15 protein-coding genes are annotated in these 23,930 nt (G+C 43.9%); 14 read left to right on the top strand and 1 reads right to left on the bottom strand.

Annotated features, from left to right (window positions below; translation table 11 throughout):
- Nucleotides 1-51: 51 nt before the first annotated feature.
- The 4 genes from cysE (at nt 52) to K5Q34_RS05315 (ending at nt 7,418) form a co-directional block, all read left to right on the top strand.
- Complete coding sequence (gene cysE, locus K5Q34_RS05330; protein ID WP_105118975.1) at nt 52-669, top strand: serine O-acetyltransferase; 618 nt, start codon at nt 52-54, stop codon at nt 667-669.
- Between the two features lie 293 nt (nt 670-962).
- Complete coding sequence (gene cysS / locus K5Q34_RS05325) at nt 963-2,306, top strand: cysteine--tRNA ligase (RefSeq protein ID WP_172115504.1); 1,344 nt, start codon at nt 963-965, stop codon at nt 2,304-2,306.
- Nucleotides 2,299-2,697, top strand: a complete 399-nt coding sequence (locus tag K5Q34_RS05320; protein WP_024407940.1) for a Mini-ribonuclease 3 — start codon at nt 2,299-2,301, stop codon at nt 2,695-2,697. The genes cysS and K5Q34_RS05320 overlap by 8 nt, the downstream gene beginning before the upstream one ends.
- A gap of 245 nt (nt 2,698-2,942) precedes the next feature.
- A complete protein-coding gene (locus K5Q34_RS05315; RefSeq protein ID WP_221864632.1) occupies nt 2,943-7,418 on the top strand; it encodes an endo-beta-N-acetylglucosaminidase in 4,476 nt (1,491 codons plus the stop codon).
- Between the two features lie 39 nt (nt 7,419-7,457).
- Here the strand turns inward: K5Q34_RS05315 and K5Q34_RS05310 are convergent, their stop codons facing one another.
- On the bottom strand, nt 7,458-9,599 hold the full coding sequence (locus K5Q34_RS05310) for a GH92 family glycosyl hydrolase (protein ID WP_105183600.1): 2,142 nt from the start codon (nt 9,597-9,599) through the stop codon (nt 7,458-7,460).
- A 352-nt stretch (nt 9,600-9,951) separates the two neighbouring features.
- Here K5Q34_RS05310 and K5Q34_RS05305 point away from each other — a divergent pair, with 352 nt between their 5' ends.
- The 10 genes from K5Q34_RS05305 (at nt 9,952) to K5Q34_RS05260 (ending at nt 23,928) form a co-directional block, all read left to right on the top strand.
- On the top strand, nt 9,952-11,238 hold the full coding sequence (locus K5Q34_RS05305; protein WP_172115508.1) for a glycoside hydrolase family 125 protein: 1,287 nt from the start codon (nt 9,952-9,954) through the stop codon (nt 11,236-11,238).
- 1 nt (nt 11,239) lies between these two features.
- On the top strand, nt 11,240-13,912 hold the full coding sequence (locus K5Q34_RS05300) for an alpha-mannosidase (protein ID WP_221864631.1): 2,673 nt from the start codon (nt 11,240-11,242) through the stop codon (nt 13,910-13,912).
- Nucleotides 13,893-14,759 (top strand): ROK family protein, encoded by an 867-nt coding sequence (locus K5Q34_RS05295; RefSeq protein WP_221864630.1) that lies wholly within the window; start codon nt 13,893-13,895, stop codon nt 14,757-14,759. Before K5Q34_RS05300 ends, K5Q34_RS05295 begins: the two co-directional genes overlap by 20 nt.
- A gap of 12 nt (nt 14,760-14,771) precedes the next feature.
- Complete coding sequence (locus K5Q34_RS05290; RefSeq protein ID WP_221864629.1) at nt 14,772-16,652, top strand: beta-N-acetylhexosaminidase; 1,881 nt, start codon at nt 14,772-14,774, stop codon at nt 16,650-16,652.
- A gap of 201 nt (nt 16,653-16,853) precedes the next feature.
- The gene (locus K5Q34_RS05285; protein ID WP_044673256.1) at nt 16,854-17,783 is read left to right on the top strand and encodes a sugar ABC transporter permease; all 930 of its coding nucleotides are present in this window, start codon (nt 16,854-16,856) and stop codon (nt 17,781-17,783) included.
- Between the two features lie 9 nt (nt 17,784-17,792).
- Entirely contained in the window at nt 17,793-18,716 is a 924-nt protein-coding gene (locus K5Q34_RS05280) for a carbohydrate ABC transporter permease (RefSeq protein WP_012027800.1), read from the top strand.
- A 68-nt stretch (nt 18,717-18,784) separates the two neighbouring features.
- Complete coding sequence (locus K5Q34_RS05275) at nt 18,785-20,266, top strand: ABC transporter substrate-binding protein (protein ID WP_024410857.1); 1,482 nt, start codon at nt 18,785-18,787, stop codon at nt 20,264-20,266.
- Nucleotides 20,267-20,394: 128 nt separating this feature from the next.
- Nucleotides 20,395-21,000, top strand: coding sequence for a DUF624 domain-containing protein (locus K5Q34_RS05270; protein WP_221864628.1), 606 nt, complete (start codon nt 20,395-20,397; stop codon nt 20,998-21,000).
- Nucleotides 20,997-22,646, top strand: a complete 1,650-nt coding sequence (locus K5Q34_RS05265) for a sensor histidine kinase (RefSeq protein WP_221864627.1) — start codon at nt 20,997-20,999, stop codon at nt 22,644-22,646. The genes K5Q34_RS05270 and K5Q34_RS05265 overlap by 4 nt, the downstream gene beginning before the upstream one ends.
- On the top strand, nt 22,636-23,928 hold the full coding sequence (locus K5Q34_RS05260) for a response regulator transcription factor (protein WP_221864626.1): 1,293 nt from the start codon (nt 22,636-22,638) through the stop codon (nt 23,926-23,928). Before K5Q34_RS05265 ends, K5Q34_RS05260 begins: the two co-directional genes overlap by 11 nt.
- Nucleotides 23,929-23,930 lie beyond the last annotated feature (2 nt).

The following is a 23,930-nucleotide window of genomic DNA, read 5'->3' as shown; positions in this document are numbered from 1 at the left end:
TGAGTAGACAAGTTCGGTAGCGGGCTTGTCTTCTCGCTAGAAGGAGTGACTATGGGTTGGTGGAAGGACACCATTGAGATTGTAAAAGAAAAAGATCCGGCAGCACGGACGACCTTGGAAGTTCTTTTGACCTACCCAGGTGTCAAGGCCTTGGCTGCCCACCGTCTGTCCCATTGGATGTGGAAAAAAGGCTTTAAATTACTAGCTCGGATGCACAGCCAATTTTGGCGTTTTTGGACCAATATTGAGATTCATCCAGGTGCCGAAATTGCTTCGGGAGTCTTCATTGACCATGGAGCTGGTTTGGTTATCGGTGAGACAGCTATTATTGAGTCTGGTGTCATGCTTTACCACGGCGTAACGCTTGGTGGAACAGGAAAGGATACGGGTAAACGCCATCCAACCGTCCGAAAGGGTGCTCTTATCTCTGCACACGCACAGGTTATTGGACCTGTTGAAATCGGAGAAAATGCCAAAGTGGGTGCAGCTGCCGTTGTCCTAGCCGATGTTCCAGCAGATGTGACAGTGGTCGGCATGCCAGCTAAAATTGTCCGTGTACACGGTCAAAAAGATGAGAAGGTCATTCATGACATGGAAGATGGCCGTGAACACTATACCACCAAATTGGCAGAGCTGAGAGAAGCCAGCCACCATTCGTCGCATTTGTAGGAAAGAAGGTTGATATGCTTCTAGAAGAATTTGAACCAAGTCCTGCAGTTATTGAACCGACGGATAAGACCGTTGCAAGAAAATTAGAAAGTACATCATGTTAAAAAAATTAGTAAGACAAAACTGGCCTTATGTGTTGACCTCCATCGCTGGAACAATTCTATCTATCCTTAAGTTTTCCCAAGGAAACTGGCAGCTAGGGATGATTTGGCTGGCAGTGACAGCTTATTGGCTAGTAAAATTGTATCAAAAGTATCAAGTCCTAAAGAATACTCAGAAGTAATGGAGAAACTATGATTAAAATTTATGATACCATGACCCGCAGTTTGCGTGACTTTGTGCCCTTGGAAGAGGGTAAGGTAAAGATGTATGTCTGCGGTCCGACGGTTTACAATTATATCCATATCGGCAATGCCCGTAGTGTCGTGGCTTTTGATACCATCCGCCGCTATTTTATATACCGTGGCTTTGATGTGAACTACATCTCCAACTTTACGGATGTGGATGACAAGATTATCAAAGCTGCTAATGAAGCTGGCATGACAACCAAGGAACTGTCCGATAAGTTTATTGCAGCCTTCAAGGAAGATGTGGCAAAGCTGGGTGTCGAGCCTGCAACCAAAAATCCTCGCGTTATCGACTATATGGATAAAATCATTGATTTTGTGCAGGTCTTGATTGACAAGGGTTACGCCTATGAAGCGGCTGGCGATGTTTATTTCCGAGTGGAAAAGGCGGAAAACTATGCTCGTTTGGCCAATAAAACCCTGTCAGACTTAGAAGCTGGGGCTTCTGGTCGTGTTGAGGGTGAAGGTCAACTGAAAGAGCATCCCTTTGATTTCGCTCTTTGGAAATCTGCCAAGCCAGGTGAAGTGTCTTGGGAAAGTCCCTGGGGGGCAGGTCGTCCAGGTTGGCATATCGAGTGCTCGGTTATGGCGACAGAGCTTTTGGGAGATACTATTGACATTCATGGTGGCGGTGCAGACTTGGAGTTTCCTCACCATACCAATGAGATCGCTCAGTCTGAGTGCAAAACAGGGCAAACCTTTGCCAACTACTGGATGCACAATGCCATGCTCAATATCAATGATGAGAAGATGTCCAAGTCCTTGGGCAATTTCCTGACAGCCCATGATATGTTGGAGCAAATTGACGGTCAGGTCTTGCGATTCTTCCTATCGACCCAGCACTATCGCCGTCCACTCAACTACACTGAGAAGGCTATTTCAGATGCGGAAATCAATCTTAAATATCTAAAAAATACTTATACACAACCTGTGCAAAACTCTGTGGATAAGTCAGGTATTGAATTGCATTTGGCAGCCTTTGAAGCGGCCATGGACGATGATTTCAATGCGGCAAATGGGATTACGGCTATCTTTGACTTTGCCAAATGGATCAACTCAGGTAACTACGATGAAACTGTAAAAGAAGCCTTTGGAAATATGCTGCAAGTGTTCGGCATTGTCTTTGAAGAAGAAGTCTTGGACAGCGAGATTGAAGCATTAATAGAAGAACGTCAAGCAGCGCGTGCCAATCGGGATTTTGCGACGGCTGACCGCATTCGTGATGAATTGGCAGCCCAGGGCATCAAGCTCTTGGATACCAAGGATGGTGTGAGGTGGACACGTGACTAAGGCAGTAGATGTCAATCTCATCAACGGTATTGCCCTGGCTTTTGAAGGGGATGCTGTCTATTCCATGTATATCAGACGGCACTTGATTTTCAAGGGGCTGACCAAGCCTAATAAATTGCACGGTGAGGCTAACAAATACGTCTCGGCTAAGGCTCAGGCAAGCCTGATTTCTGCCCTCTTAGAAGCTCAGCTATTGACCGAAAAAGAGGAAGAAATCTACAAGCGGGGGCGTAATGCCAATAGCCACACCAAGGCTAAGAATGCGGATGTGGTCACCTATCGAATGTCCACAGGTTTTGAGGCGGTTTTGGGCTATTTGCACATGACCGAGCAGATGGAACGCCTGGATGAACTGGTGGGCTGGTGTATTGAGTTTGTAGAAAATAATTAACTAAGACAATGAGGAGGGAAACTTCCTCTTTTTTGTTTTCTCTAAACTAAAGTTCTTTTTATCTGATTTAAAGAAGGGGACCATGAGGGCTTGAAGGTCATATTTTTCCTCTGTACAATGGAATTAATAAAACCTGATAAACTTCGTGTGATAGCTGTTCTATCAAAGGTAGCATGTGCCAACTATGATCTGGAAAGGAGTAAATTGAGAATAGCTGTAGCACTAGAATTGTGTAGGAGGAAAATATGACAAAATGTGATTTCGACAAACGTGAGCGATTCGGTATTCGAAAATTTACAATAGGTGCCTGTTCTGTTTTGATTGGTGCGACCTTATTTGGGACACAGGTTTCTGCGGACCAGCTAGAAAATGTGGACAGCTTGTCAGAGCCAGCTGTTGAGCTCTCTTCGGTAGGGAACGAACATGTGGAAAAGACCGAAGCTGAGGAAGGAATATCACCAATTTCAGCAGATGAGAAAGCGGTGACCGAAGAGTTGAATGGAGAAGTATCTGTATCAGATAGTAGAGAAGAAAAACTGCCTTCAACTCCGTCTGATAATCCAGAAAATAAACTAGAGGACACAGAGGAAGCGGAAGATAAAGAGGTAGATTCTTCGGATTTTGGTCTGTTGCTTTCTGATTTTCCTCAGGTAGAGGATCAAGGAATTCGTCCGAAAGAGATTAAGTTTGATAACTGGGATCAGGTGCTTGCCTGGGAGCCGGGTGCTCGTCCAGATGATGATTTGAACCGTGCTTCTGTAGAGTTGGTTGAGCGCTTTAGAGGGCATGTCGTCAATGAGAGAGCCAATGAGAATGCAAAGGTAGAAGCTCTTTCAAATACCAACTCTAAGGCGAAAGACCATGCCTCTGTTGGGGGAGAAGAGTTTAAAGCCTATGCTTTTGATTACTGGCAGTATATTGATTCAATGGTATTTTGGGAAGGCTTGATTCCTAGCCCAGACGTTATTGATGCTGGACACCGCAATGGTGTGCCTGTTTTGGGAACGATTTTCTACAATTGGTCCAGTAGTATTGAAGACCAAGAGAAGTTTGTGGCTTCTATGAGACAGGATCCTGATGGAAGTTTTCCTGTTGCTCGTAAATTGGTAGATATGGCAAAATACTATGGTTTCGATGGTTATTTCATTAATCAAGAGACTACAGGAAGCATGGTTCAACCACTAGGGGAAACAATGAGAAACTTCATGCTCTATACCAAGGAATATGCAGAATCGATTGGTTATCCGATTACGTATTCTTGGTATGATGCCATGACCTACGAATATGGTCGCTATCACGAAGATGGTTTGGGTGAGTACAACTATCCGTTTATGGAAAAGGAAGGAGACAAGGTCCCTGCGGATCGTTTCTTTGCGAATTTTAACTGGACACGGGCGAAAAATAACTATTCAATCGAAGTGGCGAAACGAATCGGTCGAGATCCATTTGATATTTTTGCTGGATTTGAATTGCAACGGGGAGGCTCTTACAAAACGCAAATTAACTGGGATGCTCTGTTTGATGAAAATGGGAAATTGAAATTATCACTCGGTCTGTTTGCGCCAGATACCATTACAAGTTTGGGTGCGACGGGTGAGGATTATCATGAGAATGAGAATATCTTCTTTACAGGCTATCAAGGTGATCCAACCAAGCAGAAACCTTCGGATAAAAATTGGTATGGCTTGGCCAATCTCATTGCGGATAAGACGGCTATTACAAGCAGTAATTTCAATAGTTCCTTTAATACAGGGCACGGGAAAAAATGGTTTGTAGATGGTAAGGTTGCCAAAGATGGGGAATGGAATTATCGCTCTGTGTCTGGTATTTTACCAACCTGGCGGTGGTGGATTGAAGCAAGTGGTGAAAAGCTTGCTGCGGCTTATGATTTTGATGATGCCTATAATGGGGGCAACTCTCTTCGTTTTACAGGCGATTTGGAAAAAAATGGCAAGCAGGAAGTTAAGTTGTATTCCACCAAGATTCCTCTATCAGAAACAAGTCGTTTAAGGGTTGCGCACAAAGGAGGGCAAGGTGCAAATATCTCCCTAGCTCTAGCGCTTGAACCAGATTATCAATTTGCTAATAAAGAAGCGTGGCGCTTGCTTAAACTATCAGGAGATTGGCAAGATCAGACTTTTGATTTATCTAGTCTGGCAGGAAAGACAGTGTACGGTATCCAAGTGGTTGTTGAAAATGAAGCAGCGCTGTCGGATTTTGATTTTCGTTTAGGGCAGTTGGCTATTTATGACCAAGAAAATTCACCTACTGCACCGAAAGATGGGCAAGTCCTTGCTAAGCGATTGAAGAATGCCCAAGATGCTGAAGCTGTGATTAGCTTTACAGGGACAGATGATGCAGACTATTATGAAGTCTATGCGCAAGTTGACGGACAGTGGAAATTGCTGACAGGTTCTTCTAATACAAGGATTTACCTCCCTCAGCTAGTTCGTTCTGCTCAGGCAGAAGGTCGAACCCAAGCTTTGAAAGTTCATGCCGTTGGGAAAAACGGTTTGCGTTCGGAAGCAGGGGAGTTTATCTTTGATTGGGAAATGACGGTGAAAGATACTAGCCTTCCTAAACCATTGGCAGAAAATATTGTTCTCGGAGCAGAAGTCATCGGTTCAAGTTTTGCTAAAAAAGAAGGTGGAGAAGGCATTGAGGGCATGTTGAATGGGACCATCACCAGTCTGTCAGATAAATGGTCTTCCCATCAGTTGAGTGGCCATGTAGATATTCGTTTGACCCAACCTCGGACAGTCGTGCGATGGGCTATGGATCATGCTGGTGCAGGTGGTGAATCGGTCAATGATGGCTTAATGAACACCAAGGATTTTGATCTCTATTATAAAAATAAGAATGGTGATTGGGTGTTAGCCAAAGAAGTTCGTGGCAATCGTGATCATGTAACAGACATCGTATTGGACAAGCCAATTCGAGCGCAGGAATGGCGTTTGGATGTCTTGACTTCTGATAATGGTACTCCTTGGAAGGCCATTCGTATTTATAATTGGCGTATGTATGAAGAATTGGACATGGAGACACCAAATATTCCGATGACCCATGCTGTTGCTCGCCATCTCGGTAATCATCAGATTCAAGTAGGTTTCAAGGATGTCCCTGCCAATCGGAAAATAGCGCTTTATTCTAGTCCAGATGCCGTAAAACCACTGGCAGAATTGGAATCGACAGAGTCAGGAAATCTTATATTCGACCCGATTCGCTTTAAGTCCCTGCCTGAGTTCATTTACTACCGTACTCTGGAGGAAGGAAAGGATTGGAGCAATCTATTGGCCATTCGCGTACCGCAAGGTGAAAAAGTCGTGAAAGCGATGGAATGGATAGCTCCCCTAGAGAAAAAAGTTTACCGACAAGGTAGTCCTTTATCGCTTGCAGGAGCACAATTCCGTGTAGCTTTTGAAGGAGATTGGCCTGCTGAACGGGTGAATACCACAAATCCGGCAGTTACAGTAAGGGGATATGATCCGCAAAAATTAGGTGAACAAACATTGACCGTTTCCTATCTAGGCGAAACACTTGCTCAGCCACTGACGGTATATGTTGTTGAAGATATAGCCCAAGGTGAGAAAAAAGCAGTCGGTCTAGAAATCCAACAGTTACCAAAAGTGCAGTATGTTGTAGGAGATGATTTGGATGTTACAAATGGTCGATTTGCTATTATCTATGACGATGAGTCAACTCAGTCCTTCTCTTTGACAGAAGCTGGAGTAGAAATTGTTGGTTTCGATTCCCGTAAAGAGGGGCGTCAGAGCCTAGGTTTGCGGTATGCTGGTTTGGAGACTTCATTTGATGTCCTTGTTTCACCGAAGCCAATCGTCAATGATGAGTATCTAAAGCAGAAAATAGCAGAAATTGAGGCTCTACAAACCCAAACAGCCTATCTCTATTCTAGTGAGCAGACACAACTTGCCTTGCAAACTGCCTTGGAAGAAGCTCAGTCTGTGGTAGCAGATACCAATCGGACAGTCGAGCAGGTTGAAGCCGTTCAAACTCTTTTAGAGAAACAGTTAGGAGAGCTGGATGGGGAGAAACTTTACCAAGCAGATCTTGGGCGTCTCAATCAGCTAATCCAAGAGGTGAAAGGAATAGATACGCCTATAAATTCTTCTGAGCTGAGTTCTTTACTTGAAAAAACTGAGAAAATTTTGGGTTCAGATAGTATTCGTCCAGATGAGATGAAGGAGCTGCTCAATGAATGGACTGATTTGTTTGAACAGTCTAGTCTGGTAACGCATGTCGGTACAAGAGATTCGATGGAGTCTAAGAATTTACTAGCTCCTGAAAAACCGAGGATGGATTTGACCTATGAGCTGGTGCCGAGACAAGTCATCAAACGGATCAGCACTGATTTGCCACTGGGCAAAGAGCGAATTGTTCAGGAGGGGGCGGATGGTCAAATGATGGTAGCTCACCTAGTCTATAGTGATGGCCGTCGCGAGCTGTATTCACGAACAGTTGCTAATGAGAGTCAGCCGAAAATAGTAGAGGTCGGCAGCGGTTTGCCTATCCAGCAGGAGAAGACTTTAATGGTAGAAAATAGCCCGCAGGTTGAAAAGCAGATCAGAGATGCTTCTCTGCAGAAGAGCGGTCTTCCACAAACTGGTGATACCTATCAGGAGAAGTATGTCCTTCTTGGGTTAGTTGGTATGGCTCTGGCTGGCCTATCTCAGTTAGCTAAGCTCAGAAAACAAGGTGAATAAAATAAATAGTCAGGGTTTGCTCCCTGACTATTTATTATTCTAAGAGTATGCCTCTATGCTTGGAAGTATAGATAGGTCAAATTCCAGACACTTAGCTGTCACTAACTGATCATGCTTGATGGTTTGGATGACTTGTGTGTCTAATGAAACTTGCTTGACAAACTGGAAATTTGCATCGCTCTTTGGAGTAGAAATGGTCAGCTTGTGTTGATCTGCAAGTAGCAAGTCTACTTCCTTAAAATGCGGTAGTCCGATTTGGTAGTCAGCTTTTCCAGGACAGACAGGATAGAAGCCTAGACAGGAGAAAATGTACCAGGCTGAAAGGCTACCATTATCCTCGTCACCTGGATAGGCTTGAAAACCTGTCTTGAAAGCTGTTTGTCTGATTTTGTGAATGAGTAGACTAGTGTATTCTGGTTTGGTAGACCATTGGAAAAGGTAAGGGATATGGAAGCTCGGTTGGTTTGAAATAGCAAGCTGACCGAGATTGACTTGCGCCATTTCCGACATTTCGTGGATTTCGTAGCCGTACTGTTCAGGTGAGAAATAAGCTTCCTGATTGCACAGTTGGATGAGGTAGGTGGTAAAGGCTTCTTTTCCGCCCATCAATTCGATCAGTCCATCGATGTCATGAAAGACGGACAGGGTTGCTTGTAGGGCAGAACATTCGGCATAGTCTCTTCCCCAGCTTAGAGGGGAAAAGTCTGCTCGGAATTGTTTCTGTCTATCCTTGGCGCGTATGTACCCTGTTTGGTCATCGAACAGCTGTCGGTAGCCCAGGCTCATTTGAGCGTATTGCTTAGCCAGTTGGTCCTTCCCCAGTTTTTCTGCTACTTGGCTGATAGCCCAATCACTGTAGGCATAATCAAGAGAATGGCTAACAGATTCGTTGAAATCAAGAGGAAGATAGTTTAGTTGACGGTAAATGTGACTGCCATGGCGACCGTAACGTTGATCCGCATCGGTCTTTTGACTGGTTTCAATCATGGCCTGGAGAAAATCTTCCATCAAATCAGGAACAAGTCCCTTGCAGGCCGCATCAGCAATGACTCCATCTACAAGAGTTCCTGGCATGATACCGCGCTCGTCTGGCGATAGCCATTTGGGTAAAAATCCAGTATCTCGATAGTGTTGGAGAATGCCGTGGAGAAACTCTTCCAAATAGTCTGGGTAGATAAGTGCCAGCAGGGGATAGGAGGAACGGAAGGTGTCCCAGTAGCCATTGTTGGTGAAAAATTTGCCTAGTTTGGCCTGATTGCTGATGGGGTCAAAATGAATGGCTTGTCCATCAGGACTGGGTTCATAGAAAGTCTGTGGGTAAAGTAGGCAACGATAGAGGCAGTGGTAGAAGAAATTGATGTCTTCTGTTTTTTTGTCACGAATCTGAACACGGCCCAGTAGTTGGTTCCAGTTGCTTTCTGCTTGTGTTTGGGCTTGGGGGAAGTCAGGTACATCTTTCAATAGAAAGGTGGCCTGCTCAGGGCTGATAAAGGAGGTAGCCAAACGCCCCTTGATAGAAGTGTTTGAGAAGTTGATGCGAAGATGCAAATCTTCTCCCACCACTTCCGTTTTAGCTATCTTGCGATCCTTGACCAGATGGTAACATTCTGTTATTTCCTCTTCAAATTCTAGGAGAGCATACATGCAGAAATCAGGGGATTGGCAGGCGCTGACCTGAAAAATCTGAATGAGCAATTGATGAGGATTGAGCAGTCGATAAATGGATTTTCCAGATGAATAGAAGACTATTCCGACAGGCTGGTTAGCAAAAGACGCTATCTCAAAACTGGCTCCGTATCGGCTGGGAGCTAAACGGCTTATCAAGCGATAGCGGTTGGATTGTAATTGAAGAAGGTCAGGTCGGAAAACAGCCTGTTCCAGTTGGTAGCTAGATTGACGGTGAAAGAGGCTATCTCGGCTTAATTCGCCTGTGACAGGCGTCAATAGGAGGGAGGCAAAATCTCCCAACCAAGGACTGGGTTGATGGGTCAAGCGAATGCCCTGATAGACAGGTTCATAGGGATTGAACCACCAGTTTCCAGTCTGGTCGCTGGTCTGGGGAGCAAAATAATTCATGCCGAAAGGGACCCCTGTCAATGGTAGGGTATTTCCATTTGAAAAGGCATGTGAGTTATAAGTACCATAGCGGGTGTCAATGGTTGAAACGATGGAGGTATGCATAGGTTATCCTTTTCTTTTTTATTTTATCTTCATTTAGTTGACTTTTATTACTTCGTTAACTCGCCTTGCCTAACTCTAGTTATGCCTGTGGCTCGTTGCCTAGTACTAAAAGTAAACTAAAAGACGATATTGATAATAAGTGGTGTCTCCTTATTATATAGAGAAAGCGAGCAAAAAGAAAGCGTTTTCTAAAACTGGCAATATTTGTGTAAAAATGCGTTTAATTTGTGTATAGGATTTGCATTTGGAATTGTATAGACTGATACTAGGAACCTTGTGTCCAATGAAAATGATATGGACTTGCCAGATAGAGGTTGGAAGAAGTCTGAGCAAAGGATGAAAAGGAGAAATCATGTTTTACACAAAAGAAATCATAGAGAACTGGCTAACGGACATTCAGAAGAAAACAGCAGATCGCCCAAGTTGGGGGAGTGTATTTGAAAGGTGTTATACGGATACGCTTGATAGGACCATTAGTCAGTTGGAAGATGGGACTACATTTATCTTAACAGGGGACATTCCAGCCATGTGGTTGAGGGACTCGACAGCCCAGGTCAAACCCTATCTAGCCCTAGCAGGCAAAGATGCGACCTTGCGCCAGATGATTGTAGGTCTGGTAGAGCGACAAATGGCCTTTATTTTGATGGATCCTTATGCCAATGCCTTTAATCAGGCAGCCAATGGACGGGGGCACCAGACCGACCACACTCAGATGGGTCCCTGGATTTGGGAGCGGAAATATGAAGTGGATTCCCTCTGCTACCCCCTTCAACTAGCCTATCTACTTTGGAAAGCGACAGGGGAAACCAGCCATTTTAACCAGACCTTCTTTGGGGCAGCTGAAAAAATTGTTCAACTCTGGAAATTGGAGCAGCACCATGAAAACTCCCCTTATAGCTTTGAACGGGATACTGACCGGCTAGAGGATACCCTCACGCACCAAGGGAAAGGGGCTCCCTGCGCCTATACAGGGATGACCTGGTCTGGTTTTCGTCCAAGTGATGATGCCTGTATCTACCCTTATCTCATCCCCTCAAATATGTTTGCGGTCGTCGTCTTGGGCTATTTAGGGGAAATAGCAGAGCAGTTTGCCAGTGAGGAATTCTCAGAGTTGGCTGAAGGTGCCAGACAGTTGGCGCAGGAAATTGACCAGGGGATTCGGACCTTCGGGCTGACCAAGAATCAGGCGGGAGAAACTATTTTTGCCTATGAAGTGGACGGATTGGGCAATCAGTCGATCATGGATGATCCCAATGTCCCTAGCTTGTTGGCGGCTCCCTATCTAGGATATTGTTCCAAAGATGATCCTATCTATTTGGCAACCCGTCGGACTATTTTAAGTCAAGAAAATCCCTATTACTACGAGGGCGACTATGCTGCGGGTCTTGGTTCCAGTCATACCTTCTATCGCTATATTTGGCCGATTGCCTTGGCTATTCAAGGATTGACGACGGATGACAAGGAAGAAAAAGCGCGCTTATTGGATACCATGGTGGCCTGTGATGGCGGTACAGGACTGATGCATGAGAGTTTCCATGTGGATGATCCGACGCTTTACTCTAGAGAGTGGTTCTCCTGGGCAAATATGATGTTTTGCGAATTGGTTTTAGATTATTATGATATACGACCGGAGGAATAAAATGGGAAAAGAAACGGTTCATATTATTTCACATAGCCACTGGGATAGGGAGTGGTATCTTCCTTTGGAAGAACATCGGATGCGCTTAGTAGAGCTATTTGATGACCTATTTGACTTATTTGAAACAGATCCTGAGTTTCGGAGTTTTCATTTGGATGGTCAGACCATTGTTCTAGATGACTATCTGGAAATTCGTCCGCAGAATCGAGAATTATTGAAGAAATACATTCAAGACGGTCGGCTGATTATTGGACCCTTTTACATCTTGCAGGATGATTACCTCATCACCAGCGAGGCCAATATGCGCAATACCCTTCTGGGCCACTTGGAAAGTAAGAAGTGGGGACGGGCTCCGAAGATTGGCTACTATCCAGATACTTTTGGAAATATGGGGCAGGCTCCTCAGCTACTGCGTCAGGCTGGTATAGATGTGGCCTTGTTTGGTCGTGGGGTCAAACCAGTTGGCTTTGATAATCAGGTTCTGGGAGATGACCAATTTCAGTCCACTTTCTCGGAGATGATTTGGGAGGGGGCAGATGGCAGTCAGGTTCTGGGAATTTTATTTGCTAACTGGTACAGCAATGGCAATGAAATCCCAGTTGATGAGGAGGAAGCGTGTGTTTTCTGGGAGAAAAAATTGGCAGATGTCCGCAAATACGCTTCAACCTCCCACTATCTGCTGATGAATGGCTGTGATCACCAGCCTGTACAGAAAAATCTCAGCCAAGCATTACGACTGGCCCGAAAACTGTACCCAGATATAGACTTTGTTCATTCAAGCTTTGAAGAATATATTGCAGCTGTCAAGGAGGAATTGCCAGTAGACCTAAGCCGTGTCAAGGGAGAATTGACTAGCCAGGAAACAGATGGCTGGTACACCTTGGCTAATACGGCCTCTTCGAGAATCTATCTCAAGCAGGCCAATGACCAAGCCAGTCAGCTTTTGGAACAAGTTGTAGAACCCTTGGTGGTGATGACAGGAGATAAGGTGCCCAGAGATGAGTTGCGCTATGCCTGGAAACTCTTGTTGCAGAATGCCCCCCATGATAGCATCTGTGGTTGTAGCGTAGACCAGGTGCATAGTGAGATGGAAACCCGCTTTAAGAAGGTCAAGCAAGTTGCTCATTTCCTGACCCAGCGCTCCCTAGACAGGTGGGAAAAGCAGGTGGATTCTAGCCAATTAGACGGCTTACTATTTACGGTCTTCAATACTACAGCTTGCCGACAAACCCAGCTAGTAGAGCTTGATTTGGTGGTTGAACAGGAGGATTTCCGAGATGGGCAGTTAGAACAACACTTTCAATCCATGGCAGCTATTTCTCTGCCAGCCTTGGGCCTCTTTACCAGTCAAGGCCAAGAGGTAGAAGCTACCATTGAAGATCTAGGTGTCAACTTCCGCTACGATTTACCAAAAGATGCTTTTCGCTCTGCTAATTTTGCCCGCCAGATTCGTGTCCGCTTTGTAGTGGAAAATCAGGCACCATTTTCATGGCAGACCTATCAGGTCAAGCCGATTGGTGACACTAGGCTGAATAGCCGTTTAAGTGAACAGTTTGAGAATGATTACTACCGTATTGACGTGGTGGATGGTCAGCTCTTACTGGAAGACAAGAGAACTGGTCAAGTCTATAAAGATTGGCTAGGGTTTGAAGATTGTGGAGATTTGGGCAATGAATACATCTTTATGGCGCCTAAAAGTGATCGACCAATCTATGGTCAGATAGAGGACTTCGGTCTTGTCTACCAAACAGAAGCAGTCAGCATTGCCAAGGTCATTCATCGTTTACAACTGCCTGTAGCCATGGAAACAAGTCTGGAAGATGAACAGAAGCGCCTGGTAGAATTTAAACATCGAACCTCTCAAAGGAGTCAGGAAAAGAAAGACCTGCTCCTTACCACCTATCTGACTCTCTACCGCCATCAACCACAAATTCGCATCCAGACCAATTTCCACAATCAAATCAAGGACCATCGATTACGAGCAGTCTTCGATATTGGTATAGAAGCTGAGAACCACTTGGCGGATTCCATCTTTGAAGTCGTTGAACGTCCAAATCAGCCACATCCAGCCTGGGAAAATCCGTCCAATCCTCAGCGTCACCGCAGTTTTATTTGTCTATCTGATGACCGACAAGCCATGACCGTTTCGAGTAAGGGCCTACATGAGTATGAAATCCTAGGCAAGGGCAAGATAGCTCTGACCCTGCTTCGTGCGACCGGAGAACTAGGAGATTGGGGCTACTTCCCAACACCAGAAGCCCAGTGTTTGAGGGAATGTCAGTTGGACTATGCCCTTGAAATTTGCCCAGTAGAGGAAGGTTTTGCCAGCTTCCAAAGAGCGCAAGCCTTCCAAGGACACCTGCTAACCAAACGACTGACCAGCCATAGTGGGCATCTGCCGTGTGATCATCAGTTTTTGAGCCATCCAGCACTGGAAGAGGATCGCTTATGTGTGACTTCTTTGAAGGTGGCAGAAACTTCGGACCGCATCCTGCTCCGTTATTACAATATGAGCCAGGAGCAGTTAGCAGGCTGGAGCGAGTGGACTGAAGGGGTTGATTTGCTAGAAGAACCATTAGAGGCTTTGCCGGTTAGGATTGAACCTCAGGCAATCCGAACAGAGGTCATTGGCTATCTTGAAAAGGAGAAAGAATATGGTAGTAGCTTGTTTTGATATTGGAGGTACAGGTATAAAAGCGGCCCTGATTGGTTCAGATAAGCAGATCAACCATCGACAGGAATGGCCAACACCGGCCAGTTTAGCGGAATTATTGGCGCTTATGGACAGTCTTATTCAGCCAGTAGACGGCTTGGAGGCCATTTCCCTCAGTATACCTGGAGCGGTAGACCTTGAAACAGGTGTTATCCAGGGGTTGAGTGCGGTTCCTTATATCCATGGTGTATCTTGGTATGACTTATTAAGTCAGTATGGCTGTCCTGTTTATTTGGAAAATGATGCCAATTGTGTCGGTCTGAGTGAATTGGCTGTTGATGACCAGTTATCGACCTTTGCCTGTGTCGTCTGTGGGACAGGTATCGGTGGTGCCTTGATTGTGGATAGAAAACTCATCCGTGGGAAACAAGGTTTCGGTGGCGAATTTGGCTATATGCTGATTGCTACTGGAAAGGGACTTCTCAAAAACTGGTCCCAACTTGCTTCTACTGGAAGTTTGGTCAGACAGGTTGCTAGTCAGTATGAGGAAGCTGTGGAAGATTGGAACGGGAAGCGGATTTTTGAACTAGCAGAACAGGGAGATGAGGTATGTCAATTAGCCATTGAAGAAATGACACGCAATCTGGCCTATGGCATTTTAAATATCTCCTATTTCCTAGAACCAGAAGTGCTGGCTATCGGCGGCTCTATCAGCCAGAATCCAGCCTTTATTCAAGCCATTCAGGAGCAACTAGAGGCCATTCAAAAGGAATATCCAGAAGAATTTCCTTATCTACCTGCAATTCGTGCCTGTCACTATCAGCAGGATGCCAATCTTATGGGTGCTTATATGAAGACCCTACAATAAGGAGAAATGATCATGTTACAGATAAACCATTCGTTACAGCAGTCGGAGGGGGTCTTGGAAGAGATTTGTTCTGGGCTGGGTTTGGATTGCCAGTTAGAACTTGAAGTCGATGGCAAAGAGAGCTTGCGGATTGAAGGTTCAGCAGGTTCTTACCGTATCCGTGCGCCCAAAGAACACATGATTTATCGAGGCTTGCTTGTTTTGGCCAGTCAGTTGGCTCAGGGCGAGACTGATATACAGATCCAGGAAAGACCTGCCTACCGTCAACTCGGTTTTATGGAAGATTGTTCTCGAAATGCTGTCCTTACTGTCGAATCCAGTAAGATCTTGATTAGACAACTGGCCTTGATGGGCTACAGCCATTTCCAACTTTATATGGAAGATACCTACCAACTGTGTGAGGAACCCTATTTTGGTTATTTCCGAGGGGCCTATACAAGAGAAGAATTGCAGGCTATTGAGGAGGAGTGCCACCGTTACGGTATGGAATTTATCCCCTGCATCCAGACCTTGGCCCATCTGATTGCCTACCTCAAGTGGAATATATCATCTATTCAGGCCATTCGAGATGTGGACAATATTCTCTTGATTGGGGATGAGAGGACCTATGCCTTGATTGATAAGATGTTTGAGGCCTTGTCCCATCTGAAAACACGGACCATTAACATCGGTATGGATGAGGCTCACTTGGTTGGGCTGGGGCAATACCTCAATCAACATGGCTATCAGAAACGAAGTCTGATTATGTGTCAACACTTGGAACAGGTCTTGGATATTGCTGACAAGTATGGTTTCCATTGTAGTATGTGGAGTGATATGTTCTTCCAGTTGTTGACAGCGAGTAAGGATTATACTGGTCAGTTGGAAATTGATTCGGAAATCCAGGCTTACTTGGATCGCCTCAAGGACAGAGTGACCTTGATTTATTGGGATTACTATCAGACCAGTCGTGAGAGTTATGCCCAAAAACTAGCTAGTCATCAGCAGTTGGGAGAACGGATTGCCTTTGCAAGTGGGGCCTGGAAGTGGATTGGTTTTACTCCTGATAATGATTTCAGTATGCGGATTGCGCCAGAAGCCCATGCTGCCTGCCAAGAGTATGGTGTCCAAGAAGTGACGGTGACCGCTTGGGGAGATAATGGTGGGGAATGTGCCACCTTCTCGATCTTGCCGAGTCTTCATGCCTGGGCAGAACTCCAGTACCGAGGAAATTTGGACTGTCTGGCTGAGCATTTCTATCAACTACACCAAGTTTCCCTAGATGACTTCCTGCAATTGGATTTGCCAAATAAGACACCTAGCCACCCAGGTCCAGGTCATCACGGTTTCAATCCCAGTCGCTACATCTTGTATCAGGATATTCTCTGCCCCTTGTTGCAAGAGCATATTGATGCCGAAAAAGATAGTGCCTTTTATCAGGAATTAGCGCCTAGATTGGCAGAGGTTGGAAGCCGAGCCAAGGGCTATGCCTATCTCTTTGATACTCAGGCTAAGTTGTGTCAGGTTTTGGCGACCAAGGCGGCTATATCAGCACATATTCGTCAGGCCTATCAGGAAGGAAATCGTCAGGTCTTGGCAGAGCAAGTTGACGGTTTGCAGCAGCTTAGGATAGACCTAGAAAGCTTCTATCAGGCGCTCAGCTACCAATGGATGGTAGAGAAGAAGGTGTTTGGTCTGGATACGGTGGACATTCGCCTAGGGGGCTTGGATGCCCGCATTCGCCGAGCAATCCAGCGGTTGCAAGCCTATCTGAACAATGAAGTGCCTAAACTAGATGAACTAGAAGTGGCTATTCTCCCTTACGATGACTTCCATCAGGACAAGGGTTTTCGTGCGACAACTGCCAACCAATGGCAGATTATTGCGACGGCTTCAACCATCTACACAACCTAGTGATATTCGAGCTCGAAAGGGCTCGATTTTTTATGCAAATGTTGATTAGCAACCCAGATTTTCTTTGTTTTTTACAGAAGATATATCGGTTGTTATATACACCTATAATTTGTAGAATTTTGCCTATAATGTGGCAATTCACAGTTGGCCCAATCAGGAGTAAACTAATAATGTAAAGGTTCATAATAGAAAGGAGCTATGATGAAAGACCTCATAAAAAATCTAAAACAAAATGCCATTTTTTTCCTAATGGTATTGCCAGGAGTCATCTGGCTCATTCTATTTTTCTATATTCCAGTATTTGGCAATGTGATTGCTTTTAAGGACTATCGCCATACAGGTAATGGCTTTTGGGATAGTCTCATACAAAGTAAGTGGATAGGATTGGATAATTTTAAATTTCTATTTCAGTCATCCGATGCCTATATCATCACAAGAAATACCATCTTATATAATATTGGTTTTATCGTGTTAGGGCTAATATTTGCAGTAGGTATTGCCATTATCTTTAGTGAGATGCGGTCGAAGAAGCTGGTAAAGATCTACCAGACCACAACCTTGTTCCCTTATTTCCTTTCTTGGGTCATTATCAGTTTCTTCGTTTACGCATTTTTGAGTCCAGATAAAGGATTGATAAACAATATTCTCAAAGGAATGGGGATGGACCCTATCAACTGGTACAGCACACCGACCTATTGGCCCTTCATTTTGCTTTTCTTAGGAATTTGGAAAGGTTTGGGCTACAACAGTATTATTTATTATGCAACCATTATGGGCATTGATCCAACCTATTATGAAGCTGCGATTGTGGATGGAGCGACCAAGTGGCAACGCATCCGCTATGTCACCCTTCCTCAGTTAATGCCTCTGATGACTATTTTAACGATTCTGGCTGTCGGAAATATCTTCCGAGCAGACTTTGGCCTTTTCTATCAAATTCCGAAAAATTCAGGTCCTCTCTTCAATGTGACTCAAGTCCTTGATACCTATGTTTATCGTGGCATTGCAGGAACAGGGGACATCGGTATGGCTATCGCGGCAGGCCTCTATCAATCTGTTGTCGGCTGTATCTTGGTGGTAGTGACCAACCTGATTGTTCGTCGCTTTGATAAGGAATCAGCCTTATTCTAGGAGGGGAGTATGAAAAAAAAGAAACAAATCACTTCTGTTTCGATTCATTCATTTAGTAAGAAAACAGATCTATTTTTCTCAAGTTTACTAGGGATATTTGCCCTATCTTGTACCCTTCCCTTCATATTTGTTATCATCATTTCTATGACAGATGAGACAAGCTTGGCTATCAACGGCTATTCTTTCTGGCCAGAGCAATGGAGTTTGGCAGGTTATGAATATCTCTTTCAATTGAAAGATCAGATTCTCCAAGCCCTCTTTATCACCTTCTTTGTGACCATTGTAGGGACGAGTTTGAATGTCTTCTTCACCGTTCTTTACGCCTATGCCATTTCGAGAAACAGTTTCAGATACAGACGATTTTTTACCCTGATGGCTCTCTTTACCATGCTGTTTAGCGCAGGGACCATTCCAACCTATATCGTCATGACCTCGTTTTTAAATCTCAAAGATACAGTGGCAGCCTTGATTCTACCCATGCTGCTGTCTCCTTTCAATATCATGGTGATGAGGTCCTTCTTTAGAAAGACTATTTCTGAGTCTATTATCGAATCCGCCAGGATTGACGGGGCCAGTGAATTTCGGATTTTCTTCCAAATCTGCTTGCCACTAACCCTACCAGGTATCGCAACCATCGCTCTCTTTACAGCCCTCGCTTTTTGGAATGACTGGTACAACGCTCTCCTCTATATCCAGAGTGATAACCTCTTCCCCCTCCAATACCTGCTGATGAAAATTCAAGCAAACATTCAATATCTCTCTGAAAATGCTGCTGCGGCAGCGGCTATGTCCTCAGAAGTTGCAGGGGCCCTTCCAAAAGAAGCAACACGTATGGCTATTGTGGTCGTATCGACTCTACCAATTGCCTGTCTCTATCCTTTCTTCCAACGTTACTTTGTCAAAGGTTTGACAATTGGCGGAGTCAAGGAGTAGAGACATCACTCTATCTTAACAATCGTATTCCATACTTCATTATCTAAAAAATAGAAAGGAACAGCCAAATGAAAACATGGAAAAAATTTGCCTACTCCTGCGTGACACTTGCGTCCGCAGCTGCCCTTGCCGCTTGTGGTAGTCTGACTGGAAATAAGACCGCATCAAGTAGCGCTACAACAGAAAATGGATTGACAAACATCCTCATGTATCAAATCGGAGACGCACCGAAAAACATTGATGTTCTTTTGGAAAATGCTAATAAGATTATCGAAAAAGAAGCAGGTGCCCATCTAGACATCAAGTATATCTCATGGGGTGACTATAAGGATAAAATGGCCATTATTACCTCATCTGGTGAGGAATATGATATTGCCTTTGCAGACAACTATATTATCAATGCGCAAAAAGGAGCTTATGCTGATTTAACAGAACTTTACAAGAAAGAAGGCAAGGCTCTCTATGACATTATTGACCCTGCCTACATCAAAGGAAATACCATCGACGGAAAAATCTACGCAGTCCCTGTCATCGGTAACGTAGCTAGTCAACAGATGCTTTCCTTCAACCAAGACATGGTTGATAAGTATGGTTTTGACATTTCTAAAGTAGATAGCTACGATGATGTGGAAAGCATGTTGGCAACCATCAAAGAAAAAGAAGCAGATGTGACACCATTTGCCTGGGTGAAATCTAGCAAACCATCAACAGACGGTTTGGAATATCCAGCTGGAAATGAGTTACCGTTTGCTATCGACTTGAAAGGCGACACTACAAAAGTGGTAAACCCATTTGAAGTTGACCGTCACATGAATAACCTTCGTACCATTCACAAATACTATAAGGCTGGCTACATTATGGCAGATGCAGCGACTACTGACGCAACCTTCTCACTTGATGTAGCCAACTGGTTTGTTCGTGAAGAAACACAAGGACCAGCTGACTTTGGTGATAGCCTCCTTTCAACAGTTGCAGGCTATAAGATTACTTCTAAACCAATCACATCTGCCTATAAGACAAGCGGCTCTACCCAAGTAGCAAACTTTGTCATTTCAAAAACATCTAAGAACAAAGAAAAAGCTATGGAAGTATTGACTCTTATCAATACAAATCCAGAATTGCTGAACGGCTTGGTATTTGGTCCAGAGGGCGTCAACTGGGAAAAAGACCCAAGTGCTGAAAATCGTATTAAGTTGTTGGATGGTTACAAAGGCGATACTCGTATGTCAGCTTGGAACACAGGTAATAGCCAAATTCTGTACATCACTGACAAGGTAACAGATGAAGATGTGAAAAAAGCAGAAGAATTGCTGGCAGGTGCAGAAGAGTCTCCACTTCTTGGCTTCAACTTCAATGCTGATGCAGTTAAGACTGAAATTACAAGTATCCAAAATATCATGAGCCAATATGCAGCAAGTATCAATACTGGTACTGTGGATCCTGATGTTGCTGTTCCAGAAATGCTGAAAAAATTGGAAGCAGAAGAATCCTACAAAAAAGTAAAAGAAGAAATGCAAAAACAATACGATGAGTTTTTAGCAAATAAATAATTTGATACAGGTGATGAAGTGTGAAAAGAGGTTGGGTTCAACATCCAACCTTTTTGCATTTGTTTTATGTTAATATATACAAAAAGCACCGATTTTTGATAAAATAGATAAAAAAGGAGGAATATACAATGTTAGGGTGGTTAGACAGGCTTTTTACTCTTCTTTTCTTCCTCATGAAATTGAGTGCCATCTATTTGGTTCTTCTATTGCTAGGAGGCGTAGTGCTGGGCATTTCACCAGCAAATGGAACGATACTTTACCTCTACGATAACTATCATATGGATGCATCTAAGTACAATTTTCGAGAGGCGTTTGGCTATTTTAAAGAGCATTTTATTCGGCTTAACCTTGGCCTCGGTCTTGTCCTCTTATTGATTGGTCTTTTATTTAGCGGCATTTGGCTCTTGATTCAATTGCCCCAGACCTGGTGGATGCCAGCAGTTCTTATTACAAATGCTTGTGGTCTTTTCTATGTTTTTGCGCTCTATGCTCTCTTTTTAAAACTTCAAGTACATTTTGAATTTAGTCTAAAAACAGGCTTACAGTTGGCGGCTGTCTCGCTTTTTCTTGATTGGAAAGCCCTGATCAAATTTTTGTTAGGCAGTCTCGTCTGTGGGTTCTTGCTATTCAAACTTCCCTTGATTTTATTCTTCTTCCTACCGGTCTTATGGCTCTTGTTTCTCTATGATGCCTTTGATCCAGTGTACAAGCAAGTTGACAAGGATTACTTATGAAAAAAGTTTTAATTCATACTCTTTTGAAAAGTTATTCTTTATTAGTGATTGGGATTGTCATTTTCTTTGCCAGTATTCTTTCCTACATCAGCTGGTATCAGTATGACACCAATCGCCTCCGCATTCAACAGGAAGTAGCAGATGGTCTAAAAGAGGAGTTGGATTATTATCAAGGACGGGTTGGGAATTATCTAGCAGACTACATTACGGACAGGGATCGTCTAGACAGTCTTTATCACTATTTTCAATTATCTCCTTCTCAGTACCAGGTCTGGTTACTGAGTCACCCTCACCTGATGGTCAAACGGATTTCCTTGCAGGATTCTGTTCGCACTCTCTATCTCTATTATCCCTTCGTAGAAGGAGTCGATATTGCTCCGATGGATGCAAATACTGTCTTTGTTTCTACCTCTGACTTAAAGTCTGGTAAAAAGGTCACGGCCGAAAATTACAAGGCTCCGCAACATAGTATCTCGATGACCTTATTTTCTCCGTCGACAACAGAAGGTATTGCGACCATCTATGTCACCATCGATGCGGATTTACTGAAGCAATATATCCAACGTAAGACGGATCTCCCCATGACCGTTAGAGTTCAAGATTCTCTGGATCGGGAATTTTATAGCTTACGACCAGATGTTGCCTCGCCTCCGCTCTCCTATCGAATGAGTGGGGATTTGCAAATTGCAGTTGGAGTTGACCAGCAACATGCTATTGAAAAAGTTGGTAGCCTAGTTGGAATCATTTTTCTAGGAAGTAGTTGCCTCGTTGCTCTTTTACTACTGGTCCTGAGAAGGGTGTTTAAACGATATGAAGTCCAAGTACTGGACATTGTTGATACCATGCAACAGATTCGTGGCGAAGACAGGCATCTTCGTCTACAGACGGACAATAAAGAGCAGGAAATGTATCTCATTTCATCAGAAATCAATCAGATGCTGGATGCTATGGACCAGAGTATTCAAGACATCTATCGCTTGCAGTTAGCTCAGAAAGATGCCAATATGCGAGCCTTACAAGCCCAAATTAACCCTCATTTTCTCTACAATACCTTGGAATTTTTCCGTATGTATGCAGTCAGCAAGCAGATGGATGAGCTAGGGGATATGATTTATGAATTTTCAAGCTTGCTTCGCAGTAGTGTGACACAGGCAAAAATGACAACGGTGGCAGAAGAACTTTCATTTTGCGAAAAACATAGCTACATTTGTCAAATCCGCTATCCTCGTTCCATTGCCTATGCCTATCAAATGGATCCTGGGTGCGAAAGGGTTGAAATTCCTCGTTTTGTAATCCAGCCCCTAGTAGAAAATTATTTTGTCCATGGAGTAGACCTCAAACGAAAAGACAATGCGCTTAGTGTCAAAGCTCTCAAGCATGGACAGGATATGGAAATTCTCATCAGAGATAATGGTAAGGGAATGGACGCAGAAACCCTGGAAGCCAACAAACACCTCTTGGCAAGTCGAGAACTGTCGCAAGAAAATCGGTCACAATCAATCGGATTACGAAACGTTCACGAGCGGTTACTTCTCTATTTTGGAGACCGTTACCAGATAGAATTAGATTCTAAAGAAGGGGAAGGGGTGACCTATTCAATCTTATTTGAAGGTATCTTCCCTCGAGGAGATGAGCATGATGCATAAGATGTTAGTAGTTGATGACGAATACATGATTTTGGAAGGGATGAAGCATCTTCTCCCTTATCATGAATACAATGTCGAGATTGTTTATACGGCAGAGAACGCCGAAGAAGCTCTGGATTATTTTTCACAGCATACTGTGGACCTTGTCCTAACCGATGTCAGCATGCCAGATATGACAGGCCTAGAAATGGTTCGACGAATGAAAGAACAATCGCCGGATACCCACATTATCATCATGTCTGGTTTTCAAGAATTCGAATATGCCCGTAAGGCCATCTCCCTTGGGGCAATGGATTATCTCCTTAAGCCCATCAATAAACAAGAACTGGCTAAGCTGCTCCAACAGCTACCAACGTTGAAGAAAGAGACAGATAGGGAATATACCAAGGGCTTTTTGGCAGGAACCCTGACAGCGAGTGAGTTATTAAGTCACTCCCAGAAAACATGGTTTGCCGCCAGAGAGACTCCAAACCCAATGGGCTACTGTCGTGAAAAAAATATTTTACATCAAGTCTACTATTTTCAGTTGACAGAAAGTCGACCAGAGGGTAGTCTATATACAGAAGAAGTTACCCCGACGATGACCATACGGCAGTTGATTGATAAGGTAGAGAGGCGCTTATTTTATAGGCAACTATCAGAAGATCTAACGGCTACTACCACAGAACTCCATAAAGATATGGAACCGCTTCTACGTGCAGGAAGATTGGCAAAAATCGTTGATGTTTTACCACATTTGGCTGATAAATTGCGAGAAACCACTCCGGCAGTTTACCTAACAAAACAATTTTTTAATCAGATGATGTCGGATGTGTTTTACTATTTTAATGAAGAAGACCATCAGCGATTGGAAGATTTCTATGTAAAGGTAGAAGCTAGTCGAGATTTACATCAACTAATGGAGTATTTTTGTCATTATCTGAAAAAATTTTCCGAGAGTTCCACTTACAGTCCTCATGTACAGGAAGTTGTTACGATTGTTCGTGAACGCTTTGCAGAGGAATTGTCTTTGAAAGATATGAGTGCCCATCTCTACCTAAATACGGTTTACCTAGGTCAACTTATCAAAAAAGAGACCGGGCATACTTTTGCAGAATTGCTCAATCATCAGCGAATCAAGGTAGCCCAGCAGCTTCTCTTGAACAGTCAGTTGGGAATCGAAGAAATTTGTTTTCAAGTTGGTTACACGAATGTGGGCTACTTCTATAAGATTTTTAAACGCATTTGTGGGGAATCTCCCAAAAATTACCGACAGAAAATCGGTCAATTACAGACAGAATGAGA

Source organism: Streptococcus sp. 2018110, assembly GCF_019754115.1.
GTDB classification, from domain to species: domain Bacteria; phylum Bacillota; class Bacilli; order Lactobacillales; family Streptococcaceae; genus Streptococcus; species Streptococcus hashimotonensis.
This window is presented reverse-complemented; position numbering and strand designations above follow the sequence as displayed.

Coding starts and splice junctions, on each gene's coding strand:
- cysS (WP_172115504.1), top strand. CDS start 963: ATGATTAAAATTTATGATACCATGACCCGCAGTTTGCGTGACTTTGTG.
- K5Q34_RS05295 (WP_221864630.1), top strand. CDS start 13,893: ATGGTAGTAGCTTGTTTTGATATTGGAGGTACAGGTATAAAAGCGGCC.
- K5Q34_RS05260 (WP_221864626.1), top strand. CDS start 22,636: ATGATGCATAAGATGTTAGTAGTTGATGACGAATACATGATTTTGGAA.
- K5Q34_RS05310 (WP_105183600.1), bottom strand. CDS start 9,599: ATGCATACCTCCATCGTTTCAACCATTGACACCCGCTATGGTACTTAT.
- K5Q34_RS05305 (WP_172115508.1), top strand. CDS start 9,952: ATGTTTTACACAAAAGAAATCATAGAGAACTGGCTAACGGACATTCAG.
- K5Q34_RS05285 (WP_044673256.1), top strand. CDS start 16,854: ATGAAAGACCTCATAAAAAATCTAAAACAAAATGCCATTTTTTTCCTA.
- K5Q34_RS05280 (WP_012027800.1), top strand. CDS start 17,793: ATGAAAAAAAAGAAACAAATCACTTCTGTTTCGATTCATTCATTTAGT.
- K5Q34_RS05270 (WP_221864628.1), top strand. CDS start 20,395: ATGTTAGGGTGGTTAGACAGGCTTTTTACTCTTCTTTTCTTCCTCATG.
- K5Q34_RS05265 (WP_221864627.1), top strand. CDS start 20,997: ATGAAAAAAGTTTTAATTCATACTCTTTTGAAAAGTTATTCTTTATTA.
- cysE (WP_105118975.1), top strand. CDS start 52: ATGGGTTGGTGGAAGGACACCATTGAGATTGTAAAAGAAAAAGATCCG.
- K5Q34_RS05315 (WP_221864632.1), top strand. CDS start 2,943: ATGACAAAATGTGATTTCGACAAACGTGAGCGATTCGGTATTCGAAAA.
- K5Q34_RS05275 (WP_024410857.1), top strand. CDS start 18,785: ATGAAAACATGGAAAAAATTTGCCTACTCCTGCGTGACACTTGCGTCC.
- K5Q34_RS05300 (WP_221864631.1), top strand. CDS start 11,240: ATGGGAAAAGAAACGGTTCATATTATTTCACATAGCCACTGGGATAGG.
- K5Q34_RS05290 (WP_221864629.1), top strand. CDS start 14,772: ATGTTACAGATAAACCATTCGTTACAGCAGTCGGAGGGGGTCTTGGAA.